Raw genomic sequence first — 15,241 nt, forward strand, 5'->3', positions numbered from 1 at the left:
TTTGTGTATAAGAGACAGCCCATCGGGTGCCTTTTTTGATCGTGTTCCGTTTCACTATTCTAGCGATGCCAAGCCGATGATTACTCTACTTGGTGGATACTCTCTTGAATCGTCAAACGTACTTCAGGGTAAAGCATTGAGTAGAGAAGCTTAGCGAATTGCTGAGTCTTTTCTAAATCGCAGTTACCATCGTTATCTAGGTATTGCTGCTGTTTCAACGTTGCGAACATCGACGCAAATACGCCTTTATCAAAGAACTCTGGTGCATTGATGCCTTGTAGGCGACCAAGTCGTTGTGCGATGTCTTGGCTCTTTTGCTCAAGGTCTGATTTATCTAGTTCAGGATTCTCTGCTAACAGATTCAGAGCAATAGAGTAGCGTTGTAGCGTCTCTGAAATCGTACGACCTAATAGCATCAGTGCTTGGCTGTTTGATTGGTTGATGGTGACTTCGTTATCAGAAACCACAAGCATGCCTTGGTTAACAAGCTCTTCAATGATGTTCGACACTACGTCTTCAAGCTTGTCTTCGTCGTAGCTCAAGAACAGCTCTTTTTTCAAGAACGGGTAGATAGCCGCAACGTTTTCTTGAATCGTGTTAATCGATAAACCGCGCTGACGAATGGTCATCTGTGCAATTAACGATGGTAGAGCAAACAAGTGAATGATGTTGTTTCGGTAGTAGGTCATCAAAATAGACTGGTGACGGTCTAGCGAAATAATGTCGCCCATTGAGTCTGATTCAATCAAGAACTTGTTCAGTGATTCAGCATGTTTTACCAAATCCTCAGCGCTGTCTTTTGGCACTGTGAATGTTGCAGAATATGGAACGTTCTTAAGCAGAGACAGGTAGCAATCGATCTGAGACACCAAAGAGTCACGAGACAATGCACGTTGTCTTGAAGCCAATAGTGCCGTTGCACAAAGCGTCAGGGCATTCGTCGCTGCCGCATCGTTAATGTGCGTCATCATCTTGGTCGCCAAGTCATTCACCACTGGGTTCATCCATTGTGGTTTGCTGGTGCCCATTGGGTCGATGTCTTTCGTCCACTCTGGTGAGTGTTCATTCAAGTATTGGTTCAGCTGAATCGGCTCACCGAAGTTAACGTAGCCTTTACCAAAGTTACGCAGCTTGCGAATGGTACGAATCACTAAGCTCGCGTTTTCTTTCTCTTTACGCTTACCACGCAGTTCTTTCGCGTAAGTCGCCACTTCCATCACGTGCTCGTAACCTATGTAAACAGGAACTAACGTCACCGGACGGTTCATGCCGCGCAGCATTGCTTGGACGGTCATCGCTAGCATGCCCGTCTTAGCTTGCAGTAGACGACCTGTACGAGAGCGACCACCTTCACTGAAGTACTCTACTGAGTAACCTTTAGCGAATAATTCCGCTAGGTATTCACGGAAAATTGTCGAGTACAGCTTGTTGCCTTTGAAGCTACGACGAATAAAGAACGCACCGCCATGACGGAAAATCGGGCCGGCAGGGAAGAAGTTCAGGTTGATACCCGCCGCGATATGCGGAGGCACCATGCCTTCGTGGTAAAGCACATAAGAAAGCAGTAAGTAGTCCATGTGGCTACGGTGACAAGGCACGTAAACAATCTCGTGACCATCTTGAGCCAATTTACGAACCGTTGAAGCGTTGCTGATGTGCAGGCCTTGGTACAGTTTATTCCACAACCAGCCAAGAATCTTCTCGCCACGCTTGATTAGCGAGTAAGAGAAGTTCGCAGCAATCTCGTCCATGATGTCTTGAGCTTCTTTGCTCGCTTTCTCGATCGAGATGTTCTTTGCTTGCGCTTCGTCTTCAATCGCTTTCTTGATCGCTTCTGATTTTAGTAGGCGATCAAACAAAGCTTGGCGGCTTGGCAGGTTAGGGCCAGATGCCGCAAGTTTTTGGCGAGAGAAGTGAATACGAGCCACGCGCGCTAATTTGTGCGCGATGGTGCTGTCGGTGCCATGTGAATTAGCCATGTAGCGTAGAGAAACCACTGGGCTGAAACGAACCAGACAGTCACGACCAGCGAGTAATACCGCTTTCGATTTCTCTAAGCCGTTCATTGCCTGAAGGTAAGGCTTCTGATTATTCTCTTTACCAGGTTTGCGTCCCCACAGCACAGTGGCAGGGATAACTTGAACATCGAGTTCAGAGTCGTCTGCGTGCAGTGAAAGCAATTCAGAGAACACTTCAATTGAAGAGCTTGGTACATAATCATCGTCTTGCAGTAGAGTTTTGCGAGAAGAGATAAAAACGTAGCGTTGCAGTGATTTGCCGTTGATTTCAAGTTTGCTCAACGGATCAGGTAGACCTAATTCAAGTGCATGTTTTTGCAATGTAAGAATGTCTACAGTTGAGCGAAACGGTAAGGCGTATACAATCGGTTTGCTCAAATCAATGTTCAAATCCTCTACAGGGTTTGAAGGAATTGATGTGCCCTTTACCAATACGGATAAAGGTAGCTTCATTAATGAACGTGAAAAAGATTGTCCAGAAGACATATAGGTTCACTGCCTCAATAGTTATTTCAATGTGCTAAAGCGTATCTCTATTTCTATGATAAAAAAGGAGAAATCCTATGAGTGAAATAGGGATAAGCCTAGGCGTAAATTTAATCGATGCAAGAATACCAGAAACTGGTCTAACCTTTTAATGGAAATAGTCATATTGCCGTTAAGTTTGTGGAAAATCATTCATCGACTGATTGAGTATAGGGTTTAAAATGGCGAAAAAATCAAACACCGGATTCAAACGCATCGTCAAAGCAGCAGGCTTTTCATGGCAAGGCATTACAAGTTCGTTTAAAAACGAGGCGGCATTTCGACAAGAAGTGTTCATGGCGGCTGTGCTTATTCCGTTGGCATTTTACTTAGATGTAAGCCAGGTAGAGCGAATATTGATGATCTCTGCGGTGGTGTTGGTGATGGTTGTCGAGCTAATCAATACCGCGATTGAAGCGGTTGTTGATCGAATCGGCAGTGAACATCATGAGCTCTCTGGGATGGCAAAAGATGTCGGGTCGGCAGCGGTTTTCATCTGTTTGGCACTTGCAGGTTATGTGTGGCTAGAGATCTTGTTTTTGTAATTCGCTAAAAATGAACTAAAAACAACCAATTGCTTTGCTTTTGTTCAGTTACTGGATATACTCACAGTCAACTGTATAAAAAGACAGGTGAATCATGAAGCCGTTAACGCCCCGCCAGCAACAAGTCTTTGACCTTATCAAAGGTAAGATTGAAGATTCCGGTATGCCACCGACACGTGCAGAAATCGCGCGTGAACTAGGCTTTCGTTCTGCTAATGCTGCAGAAGAACATTTGAAAGCTCTTGCTCGTAAAGAAGCGATTGAGATTATCCCGGGTGCGTCTCGCGGTATTCGTATTTTGCTTGAAGATGCCGCAAACGAAGAGCAAGGTTTACCATTAATCGGTCAGGTTGCCGCTGGTGAGCCTATTCTGGCTCAAGAGCATGTAGAAATGCATTACCAAGTTGATCCAGGCATGTTTAAACCACAAGCTGACTTCTTACTTCGTGTAAATGGCGAAAGTATGAAAGACATCGGTATTATGGATGGTGATCTACTGGCTGTTCATAAAACACAAGATGTACGCGATGGTCAGGTTGTCGTGGCTCGTGTCGATGATGATGTAACGGTAAAACGCCTAGAACGTAAAGGTTCAACGGTTCTGTTACATGCTGAAAATGAAGAGTTTTCTCCAATCCATGTTGATCTAGAATCTCAACACTTGTCTATTGAAGGACTTGCGGTTGGTATTATTCGCAACACCGACTGGATGTAATCAGTACAAACAGCTTATTGATATTTATTCTCAATAACTTGTTATTGTAATTGATATTCATTATCATCTTCTTTGTCGAGATACAAGGAAGATGATGATGCCAAACTCAACCAAACCTCAAATGAAGCCGCTTATTCGTAAGCCGCGCTCCTCTGATCAAAAAGCTTCTTCTGATCAAGGATCTGCACATCAAGAATTCCAAGTTCCGACGAACCTCGTTCAGCACCTTTGGTTTCGTAGCCGCGAAAGCCTAGCCGATGATGGCCTCGTTTATGACCCTATTGCAGCACAAGCCTGCAAGCGCTGCCAACTCGCACCAGAATGTCTTACTGGTGAACTCGACCAGCAGCAACTTCTTTACGCAACACTGACTCAACTTTGTGATTCTCAGGTTCAACAGTTCCTTTCTCATAACCCAGATGCTTGGATCATCAATGTTGGGGCAGGGCTCGACACCCGTTTCTACCGTTTAGACAATGGACGCTGTCATTGGGTTGAATTGGATGTGACCGAGAACTTACTTTGGCGACAACGCTTGTTCCACAAAAATGAACGCTACCGCTTGGAGTGTGGCTCAGTTGATGACCTGACTTGGTTAGATGAACTTAACATTCCCGAACAAGCCTCGGTGATGGTGGTGTGTGAGCATGCTTTGCTAGATTGCAATGAACAACAGACGGCGAACTTTATCCAGTCTTTGAGCCGCTATTTTACTCATGCACATGCATGTTTAGTGTTAGCTGGGGATAAAAGCTCTAGTGCTCTTGGGCAAAAGCTTGGTTCTGGGAAATATGCGCATGGCCTATCTTCTCCAGTAGATAACGTTCTTAACTGGTTGCCATGGGCGCAATGGGTAAAATCGTTTTCTCCACTAGACCAGCAATGCAATCGTTGGAAATTATGGCAGAGGTTGCTATGTAAGATCTCTCAGGTCAAAAAACGTCTAACACCGCAATTAGTACTTGTTAAGTGGTAATTCTAGTGGCTCTGCATTTCGAGTAGCTAAGTACATAACTGGTATCAGTAAAATTCCACAACGTAGTGAAAGCATACTCACTAGGTTAAACTATCGCCTCTAATCGAAGAGGTGATCGTGAAGCTATTTAACCCCCAGACTATTTTTCAAACGCTATCTAATCAGGCGATGCACAAAAAAGTGCTATTGCTCGCGATCCCGATGGTTCTTTCTAATATTACTGTTCCACTATTGGGCTTAGTCGATGCGGCCGTTATTGGTCACCTAGAGCATTCTTGGTATCTAGGAGGTGTGGCGCTGGGCGGCACTATGATCAGCGTGACCTTTTGGTTGCTTGGTTTCCTACGTATGTCGACAACAGGATTGGCAGCACAATCTTATGGCGCAGACGATGGCAAGCAGCTTGGCTTAGTCTTCGTGCAAGGCGTGACCATGGCTTTAGGGTTTGCTGGTGTCTTTTTGCTTTTGCATAGCTTGGTTGCGGATGTGGTTTTCTCATTGAGTAGCGCCAGTGATCAAGTTAAGCACTATGGTCAGCAATATTTCTCAATCCGCGCCTGGAGTGCGCCTGCCGCATTGACTAACTTTGTGATTTTAGGTTGGTTACTCGGAACTCAAAATGCCAAAGCACCGATGTGGATGGTGATTATCACCAATATCACCAACATCGTGTTGGACGTTGTTTTTGTTATCGGCTTCGGCTGGCAAGTGGAAGGTGCAGCATTGGCATCTGTAATGGCTGATTATGCCGGTCTAACATTTGGCTTGATTTGTGTTTACCGAATCTGGGCGAAGAAACAATTACCATCGCCATGGGATCTACTTAAGAAAACCAGCCAAGGTTTGAGTCGTTTCGTGAAATTGAATCGCGATATCTTTCTTCGTTCATTGTGTCTACAAGCGACTTTCACTTTCATGACCTTTCAAGGCGCGAGCTTTGGCGATGATGTTGTGGCGGCTAATGCGGTATTGATGAGTTTCTTGATGATCATCTCTTATGGGATGGATGGTTTTGCCTATGCAATGGAAGCGATGGTAGGTAAAGCGATAGGCGCGAAAGATAAAGATGAGTTAAATCAGTCGTTGATTGGTACTTTCTTTTGGAGCTTCAATATTTGTTTGGTTCTAACGGTGGTATTTGCAATGGCGGGGTCTAATTTAATTAATATGATCACCACAATCCCTGACGTTAAGAGCCAAGCTGAAGTGTATCTACCTTGGTTAATCGCAATGCCTTTGGTGTCTATGTGGTGCTTCTTGCTCGATGGCATTTTTGTAGGAGCAACTAAGGGTAAGGATATGCGCAATAGTATGTTTGTGGCGACCTGCAGTTTCTTCTCGATTTTCTACTTAGCATCAGGTTTAGAAAACCATGCGCTGTGGCTAGCAATGTTGAGCTTTATGGGGATGCGTGGGATTGGTCTGGGTGTTTTATTTATTTCTCAGTGGAAGAAGGGAGAGTTTCTCGCTTAGCTAAGGTAGCTCAGATTAGGGAGTAACAAATAGAGGCTGTACAGGCAAAGGGGTATTTAGAACACCATGATCTAATTACTACCATTGCTATATCTTTCAATGTCTTAAATTAAAACAGCAAGCACTTGGCTTGCTGTTTATGTATTTGGCCTATGGGTGGTCAAATGCTAAGGTTGGTTCTTTATTTAGAACAAACGGTTAAGTCCGTTAAGTGCTGCAACACGATAAGCCTCTGCCATCGTTGGGTAGTTAAAGGTGGTATTCACAAAGTACTCGATGGTATTTGCTTCACCTTTCTGTTCCATAATCGCTTGGCCGATATGGATGATTTCAGCAGCACGCTCACCAAACACGTGGATACCTAAAATCTCTTTGGTTTCACGGTGGAATAGGATCTTCAAACTGCCAATATCTTTACCGGCGATTTGAGCACGAGCTAGGTGTTTGAATGAAGAACGTCCCACTTCATACGGTACTTTCGCAGCCGTTAGTTCTTGTTCGGTTTTACCAACAGAGCTGATCTCCGGGATGGTATAGATACCGGTTGGGATGTCTTCAATTAGGTGGCGTTCAGCTTCACCTTTAACAATCGCCTGAGCCACAAATCGACCTTGGTCATAAGCCGCACTCGCTAGGCTAGGGTAGCCAATCACATCACCTACCGCGTAAACGTGGTCTACATTGGTTTGGTAATTGGTGTTTACGGATACTTGTCCACGAGAATCCGCCTCTAAGCCAACCGCACTAAGGTTCAGTTTATCGGTATTACCGGTTCGGCCATTGGCATACAGTAGGCAATCAGCCCGCATCTTTTTGCCAGACTCTAGGTGAATAATCACACCATCGTCCGTGCCTTCGATTTTCTCAAAGGTTTCATCGTTACGAATCACCACACCGCTGTTCCAGAAGTGGTAAGAAAGTGCATCTGAGGTTTCATTATCTAGGAATGACAATAGACGGTCACGAGTATTGATAAGGTCGGTTTTGACCCCTAAACCGCGAAAAATTGACGCGTACTCACAACCGATAACACCTGCACCATAGATGATGATGTGTTGCGGGTCGTGTTTAAGAGAAAGAATTGAGTCGCTGTCGTAGATACGCTCATGCAAGAAGTCGACGTTATCTGGTTGGTAAGGGCGAGAGCCTGTCGCGATAACAAATTTGTCTGCACTGTAATGCTCTTCAGTACCATCACTCTGCATCACCGAGATAGTGTTGGTATCGATAAAATGTGCTGTACCAAATACAAGCGTGCACTGGTTTCGGTCGTAGAAGCCTTGGCGTAATCGAGTCTGTTTATCGATAACCGATTTAGCATGACCCAGGATGTTGGAAAACGTTGAGTGAATGCTTTTGTTGTTCTGACAAAACAGAGGGTTGTTATTGAATTCGATAATACGGCTTACAGCATGGCGCAGTGCTTTTGAAGGAATGGTTCCCCAGTGAGTACAACCACCACCAACGCTGCTCTCTTTTTCAATGATTGCAACGTTCAACCCGGCTTTGGTTAATCCCATCGCTGCCCCTTCTCCTCCGGGGCCACTACCAATTACGATTACATCAAAGTGGTTGGAGTGCGGCATAGATATCTTCCTTGTTATATTTGATTAACATTGCTTTAGCGAGATTTTAACTGATTCTGTTCTTGGGTACATGAAAAGGACATCAGAGAGTCGGTGGGATCACGCAGTGTTATCGAAAAAATAATATTTGGTATGTCGTATGTCTCCAAATGACGGTGTGGATATTGAAATTTTTTCTTCGAACGTATTTACTTCGGTACGTGAACAAAGAGGTATGTTTAGTGTCTTATATAACCAGAGTGCCTTATATAAATAAGTGATTCGCGTTATATTGAACAGAGTATTAGACATGCCTGTTTAGGCTGTAAAAGAAGAAATTGATAAAGTATGAAACCAATGGGCATTCGCGCACAGCAAAAAGAAAAAACTCGTCGCAGCTTAATCGATGCAGCATTTAGCCAGCTCAGTGCCGATCGTAGTTTTTCCAATCTAAGCTTGAGAGAAGTCGCTCGTGAGGCTGGAATAGCACCGACTTCCTTTTATCGTCACTTCAAAGACATGGATGAGCTTGGCTTAACCATGGTTGATGAAGGTGGCTTACTGTTGCGCCAGTTAATGCGTCAAGCTAGGCAACGCATAGTAAAAGAAGGCAGTGTGATTCGCACATCGGTTGAAACCTTTATGGAATTCATTGAAAGCAGCCCTAACGTATTCAGACTGTTATTGCGAGAGCGCTCAGGAACTTCATTTGAGTTTCGTGCAGCGGTAGCTCGTGAGATACAGCACTTCTCTGCTGAGTTAACCGAATATTTGATAACGACTGGCATGACAAGGGACGAAGCTTTCACTCAAGCTGAAGCCTCGGTCATCTTAGTCTTCAACTCAGGGGCAGAAGCATTAGATTTAGATCGACGTCAGCGAGATGAATTGGCTGAACGCTTGATCATGCAATTGCGAATGATGGCCAAAGGAGCTTTTTGGTATCGTAAAGAACGTGAACGTAACCGATTAAAAGGCGGGATTGAATAATGTCGAATGAAAATAATACTGTAAACCGTGGTTCTGAAAGAAAGACACTCGTACTTGCTGTTGTAGCCGGTGTGTGTGGTGATGCATTGTTATCTTGGGTAACAATGAGCGAAGTGGGCTTCTCTATTTTCCCGCTTATTGCTTTAGTTTTGGCAGTACAAGCGCTTTACCAAGAATACCTAACTAATCCAGTATCTGAAGATATCCCACTAGTAGGTCTAGCTTGTTTCTTCGTGGGTGCATTTGGCCACTCGGCTTTTGTGAAAGCACAACACCCTGATGCAGGTTCAAACTTCTTTGCGATTATTGTCGCGATGTTGCTTTTAGCCTGGGTAGGTAAGAAGCTAGGCTTTATCGGTAAAACCGCTTAAACCAGTCTATAAATAAAAAAACGAGCCAATTGGCTCGTTTTTTTGTGTTTACTGTTTGTCTTAGACCGAGAAAGCGAGACTTATGCTTTGCGCTCTAAGAATACACCCGCTTCCATGTGGTGGGTGTAAGGGAACTGGTCAAACAGAGCAAAACGAGTGATATTGTGTGTTTCGCTTAGGATCTCTAGGTTCTCTTTCAGTGTTTCAGGGTTACAAGAGATGTACATGATGCGCTCGTAGCCTTGCACCATCTTACAAGTATCAACATCCATGCCTGAGCGTGGTGGATCAACAAAGATAGTGTTGCAGTTGTAGCTCTTAAGATCGATGTTCGCTTGTTGTAAGCGACGGAATTCACGCTTGCCTTCCATTGCTACGGTAAAATCTTCCGCAGACATGCGGATGATCTGAACATTCTCAATCTTGTTCGCCGCGATGTTGTATTGCGCAGATTCCACTGACGGCTTCGCCAGTTCTGTTGCCAGTACACGCTCGAAGTTTTGTGCCAGCGCTAATGAGAAGTTACCGTTACCACAGTAAAGCTCAAGCAAGTCGCCTTTGCTGTCTTGAGTACAGTCGACAGCCCATTCCAACATTTTCTCTGCTACTTTTCCGTTTGGTTGAGTAAAGCTGTTCTCTACTTGTTGGTAGATGTAGCTATCACCATTCACGTCTAGCTTTTCAATAACGTAGTCACGGTCCAGTACGATTTTCATCTTACGCGCACGACCAATCAGGTTTAGGTTAAAACCTTCATCGTTTAATTGCTGCTTAAGTACTTTAGCATCTTGAATCCACTGTTCACCTAATTGACGGTGGTAAAGTAGTGACACCAAAATCTCGCCGCTTAATGTAGAAAGGAAATCTACTTGGAATAGTTTGTGGCGTAGAGAATGGTTGTCCTTCATTGCATCCGTTAATAGAGGCATCAAGTCATTGATTAGACGGCTAGCAGTAGGGAACTGGTCTACGCGATATTTTTCTTTAGTCTCTTGGTTGAACATGACGTAATACATATCGTCACCTTCATGCCACACGCGGAACTCAGCACGCATGCGATAGTGTTGTTCTGGAGATTCATACACTTCCAGCTCAGGCACATTATATTCTGAGAACATTTCAGTAAGACGCTCTGTCTTTTCTGTCAGTTGTTCTTGGTAGCGTTGCGGGTTTACATCTAAATTCGCCATTGTTATGCCTTTTGCTGTCGTGCTTTTAAATCAAGAGCGCAGATTTTATTCAATCACAGGCGCTTGTCCAGTGTTGAGAGCCATTCAATGTAAATCGGCCATGAAAACTATAGCTTATAACTATCTTAGACTAGACAAATGATTCAGAGGCCAATACTATCTTCGGCAAGCTGGTGCCATTTAGATGTATAGATGGCTGAAGAGGGAATCTGGTGTGAATCCAGAACTGACGCGCAGCGGTAAAAGAGAACAAGTATTCACAAGACACTGCAAATAGCTTTTTGTGGGAAGTCGAATATAAGGTAACCATAAGGTTGTGCTCTTGAGTCCGAATACCTGCCAGCGGCCAAACTATAAAATGTGGTTTGGTAGGACTTTACGCGATTTAGGATCACAACATGAACAAATCCCTTTTAGCGATTGCTGTAGCATCGCTGCTTTCACCTATCTCCAATTTACACGCCCAAGAAGCCTCTGCCGACGAAACCATGGTGGTTACGGCTAACCGTTTTGAGCAAAGCACTGAAAGTGTTGTCGCTCAAGTTGAAGTAGTAACACGCCAAGATATCGATCGAATTCAAGCTAAGTCTCTAACAGATGTGTTTAGACGCTTGACGGGTATCCAGGTTTCGCAAAATGGAGGCCGAGGTCAGCAAGCTTCGATCTTTGTTCGTGGTGCTAACTCTGATCAAGTGCTTGTTCTAATTGATGGTATTCGTTTCGCGCGAGCTGCAAAAGGTGGTGTCGATTTTAGCCAGTTACCAATTACATTTGTCGATCGAGTGGAATACGTTCGAGGTGCCCGTGCTGCTATGTATGGTTCAGAAGCGATCGGTGGTGTTATCAACATTATTACCGTTGCAAATTCCGACAATGAAAAAACGGCAGTTAGTGCTGGTCTCGGAAGCTTAGATTACGAAGAATTGAGCTTTGTTAGTGGTACTAAGGTCGGTGAAAATGGTCATTTGAATGTATCGGTTGGTTATGATTCTGATGAGGGCTACAACGTGCACCCAGTTCCAGGTGTTAACGATGGTGACCGCCATGGGTTTGAATCACGTAACGCTTTGATCGGGTACGTACATAACTTCGATCAGCAATGGAGTGGCTTTGCGAATTTCCGTATGTTTGAAACCATTTCTCAGTACGATGGTTCATTTGGTACAGACCATTCTTACAAAGAAGCTGAAGTTCAAAATTCGACCTTTGCTACAGGTGTTAAATATAGTGGCAGTGAACTTAAGTCTGATTTCCTAGTTAACTATCAGAATCAAGATAACTGGAACTACGAACAGTCTTTAGGCAAGAACTCAGCGTCAGCAACATCTGATGAGCTTGAACAGCTAAATGTTCAATGGGTGAATTCATACAAACTGACGTCGTTACTGACTCTTAGTGGCGGTGTAGATTGGCGTGATGAGGCTTATATTGTTAAGCCTTCGAATACTGAATACGACAGAACGAATGTTGCGTACTTCGCTGCATTAAACGCTGATGCGGATAAAGTGTTTGGCGAGTTGAGTCTTCGTGTGGATGACAATGAACAGTTTGGTACTGAAACCACTTACAACACCGGGTTAGGTTATCGTTATGCTGAATGGCTTGTCGTGAAAGCAGCTTATGGCACATCCTTCAAAGCACCTAACTTATATCAACTATACAGCTACTACGGTAATGCACAGTTAGAAGCTGAAAAGGCAGATTCATTTGAGTTGACTTTTGGGGGGGTAATCAAGGATGTTGATTGGTCGATTACGGGCTATGATACGAACGTCGAAGACTTAATTGATTACAACTATGCAACGAACAAGTATTACAACACTGATGGTGAAAGCCAACTACGCGGTGTGGAAATGGTCGTTGGATTTGATACTAGCTTTATTAATCACCAAGTGAGCGCTAACTTCCAAGACCCAGAAGATCAATCTGGTGAGCAATTGATACGCCGAGCTAAGAAGATTTATAAGTATAATGCAGTGGCTAGTTTCGATGAGGTTGATGTTTCGTTAGGCTACCAATATGTAGGTGAACGACCGGATTTTTCTGAAGATCTTGCTGCGTATAGCTTGTTCGATGTTTCGGTGAACTACTATGCGAATGAAAATCTAACTTTAAATGGTCGAGTAGATAACTTAACTGACGAAGATTATGAAACTGCTGGTGGGTACCCATCGCCAGAGCGTACATATTATGTAAATGCTACTTACCAATTCTAATCATCACCTAAACCGCCTTCGGGCGGTTTTTTCTTATTGGACACATCAATGAAAAAGAAAGTCGTCATAAGCTGGTCGTCAGGTAAAGACTCTACTTTAACCCTAGAGCGTTTACTTGAGAGTACCGAGTATGAAGTTGTTGCTCTCTATACTACATATGTTGGAGATGAAGTCCCTTTCCAGGTAACTCCTATTGATGTTGTCGCCATGCAGGCGCAATTAATCGGTTTGCCACTCATCACCATAGAGCTTCCTGAAGTGTTCCCAAGTAATGAGATTTACCAAAGTACGATAGTTTCAGCATTGAAAGGGTCTGGCTTATCAATTGATGCGGTCGCATTTGGCGATATGTTTTGTAACGGCATAGCCGACTACCGCAAAAGTTATATAGAACCAGCGGGTTGGGAGTGTGTGTTTCCACTAATGGGAGAAGGTAGCTCTGCTCTGGCTAAAGAAATAATAGACAGAGGGATCGAAACCTTTCTTGTCACGGTCGATAGTGATGCATTAGATGGTGGCTATTGTGGGAAGCAATACACATCTGAACTAATAGACAGTCTGCCAAATCATGTTGATCCATGTGGCGAAGATGGTGAGTTCCATACATTAGTTACGTCAGCACCGTGCTTTAAAGGAAAGCTTAAGGTAGAGCTAAAAAATGTAGAACAGGGTGAACGCTTTGTGCATCAACGCTACCGAGCTTGCATTATATAGAGTGATGATTGGCGAAAACTAAGTGAAGGGGTATCATTACTGCGGAACTTATTACAGGTAATCGTTGTGTCGGAAAGCATACAAAAAAACATACTGGTCTTTGACTCTGGGGTGGGTGGTCTATCTGTATATAAAGAGATAAGTCAGTTACTACCGAATCATAACTATATCTATGTATTTGACAACGAGGCTTATCCTTATGGTGAACTCGACCAGCAAGTGCTCATTCGCAGAGTTCAAAGTATCGTGGCCAGTTTTGTGGCTAGTCACGCGATTGATATTGTAGTGATAGCTTGTAATACGGCGAGCACGATTGTCTTACCGACACTCAGAGCCAATAACCTTATCCCTATTGTCGGTGTTGTACCTGCAATTAAGCCTGCATCCTTGCTTGCTAATAAAGCGGTCGGTCTTATAGCTACTCCGGCGACGATCACTCGTCAATACACGCACGACTTAATCAAAAACTTCTCGAGCAATAAAAGAGTCGAGCTTTTAGGTTCTACTCGGCTGGTGGATATGGCTGAAGAGAAGCTCAGAGGTGAGGTGATTAATCTGAAAGAGTTGCAGCAAATCCTTCAACCGATGCTCAACACTATAGATGTGGCCGTTTTAGGGTGCACACATTTTCCACTGATAAAGTCAGAGATTCAGAAGGTCTTAGGTCGCAATGTTTTATTGGTTGATTCTGGTAAAGCGATCGCTAAACGAGTGCAAGATTTATTGGATTTAGAAAGTAGTAATAAAGAGGGGGGAGTGCGTGAGGTTTTTTGTAGTGCACTTCCTAAAAAAGAAAGTGCACTAAATAGCATGTTAAAGCAGTTAGGGTTTAGCTCAGTTCAGATTCGTCCGCTTCAGGATGTTTAGGATCATTTGCAACACGTACTTTTAAAGTTCGTTGCATGTAATCTTTATCATTAAGTGCAGAGATTGCATGATTCACATCATTACTTGCCATAACAACAAATCCAAAGCCTCTTCTTTTACCAGTGCGTTTGTCTTTCATTAAACGTACTGCAAAGACTTCACCATGCTCTGAGAATAATTCACGCACATGTGATTCGTTTGCTTTGTATGGAAGGTTACCCACATAAAGTGTTTTTGTTGAAGCCTTAGGTTCTGAATCTGATTTTGAGTCGGTGCTTGAAAAGTTAACAACAAAAGCGGAAGCCAAGACACCAAGGATAAAGGTAATTGCAGGCGATATATCTACCTGAGAGAAAACAATGCCGCCTAATACAGCCAGTGCGACAATTAACAACATCGATTTTTTTGAGTTCATATCGGAATACTACATATTAATAAACGAAATAGACGCATCTACCATTAACAAAATAGACACATGAATCTTACGTTCATGGCTTCCATTTTTCCAATGTATTGCTGTGATACGTCTCAAATGTTTAGTTTTTATTCGAAAAATGCGGATCTGGTGGCTTTTTAGGCGAACAAAACTTTTATTTCAAAAAGCCCTTGTGCTCCCCTTTAATCTCTCTATAATGCCGCCTCACCGACACGGAGTGAGACGAAAGTCACACAGCGAAATCGGTAGAGAAAAAGAGTTTGAAAATAACCCTTGACTCTCAAAGTGGTGCAGGTATAGTACGCACCCCTAGCGACTGAGATGTGAATCACAAAACGCTAGAGCTCTTTAACAATTTAAACCTATCAATCTGTGTGGGCACTCGTTGATGAATATCAAAACGTTTTATCGTTAGATAAAACAGATTCTTCGGAATCAAAATGATTTCAATGAACTGAGTGACCAATACGAATAATTACTTTCTTTATAGAGAGGGGTTATTTGGCACAGTCAATTCATTATCATTCTGTTGGAATGGTAATAGCTTTAAAATTACATATTAGTTTTGAAGTCAGTATTCGTTGAGTCACAAAATCTTAAATTGAAGAGTTTGATCATGGCTCAGATTGAACGCTGGCGG

General features: G+C 43.4%; 13 protein-coding genes and 1 riboswitch. Of the genes, 9 read left to right on the forward strand and 4 right to left on the reverse strand.

The annotated features are described in order from the left end of the window. Positions 1 to 80: 80 nt before the first annotated feature. Positions 81 to 2,504, reverse strand: coding sequence for a glycerol-3-phosphate 1-O-acyltransferase PlsB (gene plsB, locus BCT34_RS00015; protein ID WP_076652510.1), 2,424 nt, complete (start codon positions 2,502 to 2,504; stop codon positions 81 to 83). 221 nt (positions 2,505 to 2,725) lie between these two features. Here plsB and BCT34_RS00020 point away from each other — a divergent pair, with 221 nt between their 5' ends. From BCT34_RS00020 to dinF, 4 genes are all read left to right on the forward strand, one after another. Continuing rightward, complete coding sequence (locus tag BCT34_RS00020) at positions 2,726 to 3,088, forward strand: diacylglycerol kinase (RefSeq protein ID WP_076652508.1); 363 nt, start codon at positions 2,726 to 2,728, stop codon at positions 3,086 to 3,088. A 94-nt stretch (positions 3,089 to 3,182) separates the two neighbouring features. Then, positions 3,183 to 3,803: a transcriptional repressor LexA gene (gene lexA, locus BCT34_RS00030; RefSeq protein ID WP_019820514.1), complete on the forward strand. Its 621-nt coding sequence runs from the start codon at positions 3,183 to 3,185 to the stop codon at positions 3,801 to 3,803. 97 nt (positions 3,804 to 3,900) lie between these two features. Further along, the gene (locus BCT34_RS00035; protein ID WP_076652506.1) at positions 3,901 to 4,779 is read left to right on the forward strand and encodes a class I SAM-dependent methyltransferase; all 879 of its coding nucleotides are present in this window, start codon (positions 3,901 to 3,903) and stop codon (positions 4,777 to 4,779) included. A 117-nt stretch (positions 4,780 to 4,896) separates the two neighbouring features. Further along, entirely contained in the window at positions 4,897 to 6,252 is a 1,356-nt protein-coding gene (dinF, locus tag BCT34_RS00040) for an MATE family efflux transporter DinF (protein ID WP_174571139.1), read from the forward strand. A 185-nt stretch (positions 6,253 to 6,437) separates the two neighbouring features. Here the strand turns inward: dinF and sthA are convergent, their stop codons facing one another. Next, positions 6,438 to 7,838 carry a Si-specific NAD(P)(+) transhydrogenase gene (gene sthA, locus BCT34_RS00045; RefSeq protein ID WP_076652504.1) on the reverse strand — a complete coding sequence of 467 codons (1,401 nt, stop codon included), beginning with the start codon at positions 7,836 to 7,838 and terminating at the stop codon, positions 6,438 to 6,440. Between the two features lie 327 nt (positions 7,839 to 8,165). Between sthA and fabR the strand changes: the two genes are divergently transcribed. Together fabR and BCT34_RS00060 are read left to right on the forward strand one after the other, a co-directional pair. Beyond that, positions 8,166 to 8,807 carry an HTH-type transcriptional repressor FabR gene (gene fabR / locus BCT34_RS00055; protein ID WP_010438693.1) on the forward strand — a complete coding sequence of 214 codons (642 nt, stop codon included), beginning with the start codon at positions 8,166 to 8,168 and terminating at the stop codon, positions 8,805 to 8,807. After that, positions 8,807 to 9,178 (forward strand): YijD family membrane protein, encoded by a 372-nt coding sequence (locus tag BCT34_RS00060; protein WP_004736696.1) that lies wholly within the window; start codon positions 8,807 to 8,809, stop codon positions 9,176 to 9,178. Before fabR ends, BCT34_RS00060 begins: the two co-directional genes overlap by 1 nt. Positions 9,179 to 9,258: 80 nt before the next feature. Here BCT34_RS00060 and trmA read toward each other — a convergent pair whose 3' ends face one another. Next, on the reverse strand, positions 9,259 to 10,368 hold the full coding sequence (trmA, locus tag BCT34_RS00065) for a tRNA (uridine(54)-C5)-methyltransferase TrmA (RefSeq protein ID WP_076652502.1): 1,110 nt from the start codon (positions 10,366 to 10,368) through the stop codon (positions 9,259 to 9,261). Positions 10,369 to 10,522: 154 nt separating this feature from the next. Beyond that, a riboswitch (cobalamin riboswitch) is annotated at positions 10,523 to 10,727 on the forward strand. 39 nt (positions 10,728 to 10,766) lie between these two features. Between trmA and btuB the strand changes: the two genes are divergently transcribed. The 3 genes from btuB to murI are packed head-to-tail and all read left to right on the forward strand — an operon-like array spanning position 10,767 to position 14,165. Then, complete coding sequence (gene btuB / locus BCT34_RS00070) at positions 10,767 to 12,584, forward strand: TonB-dependent vitamin B12 receptor (protein ID WP_076652500.1); 1,818 nt, start codon at positions 10,767 to 10,769, stop codon at positions 12,582 to 12,584. A 48-nt stretch (positions 12,585 to 12,632) separates the two neighbouring features. Beyond that, positions 12,633 to 13,298, forward strand: coding sequence for an ATPase (locus tag BCT34_RS00075; protein WP_076652498.1), 666 nt, complete (start codon positions 12,633 to 12,635; stop codon positions 13,296 to 13,298). 60 nt (positions 13,299 to 13,358) lie between these two features. Beyond that, positions 13,359 to 14,165 (forward strand): glutamate racemase, encoded by an 807-nt coding sequence (murI, locus tag BCT34_RS00080; RefSeq protein WP_076652495.1) that lies wholly within the window; start codon positions 13,359 to 13,361, stop codon positions 14,163 to 14,165. On the opposite strand, the gene BCT34_RS00085 is transcribed toward murI, so the two are convergent. Then, on the reverse strand, positions 14,128 to 14,580 hold the full coding sequence (locus BCT34_RS00085) for an RNA-binding protein (RefSeq protein ID WP_017061054.1): 453 nt from the start codon (positions 14,578 to 14,580) through the stop codon (positions 14,128 to 14,130). The two genes, murI and BCT34_RS00085, sit on opposite strands and share 38 nt — an antisense overlap. Between the last annotated feature and the right edge of the window lie 661 nt (positions 14,581 to 15,241).

Origin of the sequence: Vibrio sp. 10N.261.45.E2 (genome assembly GCF_002875705.1) — a bacterium.
Taxonomy (GTDB): domain Bacteria; phylum Pseudomonadota; class Gammaproteobacteria; order Enterobacterales; family Vibrionaceae; genus Vibrio.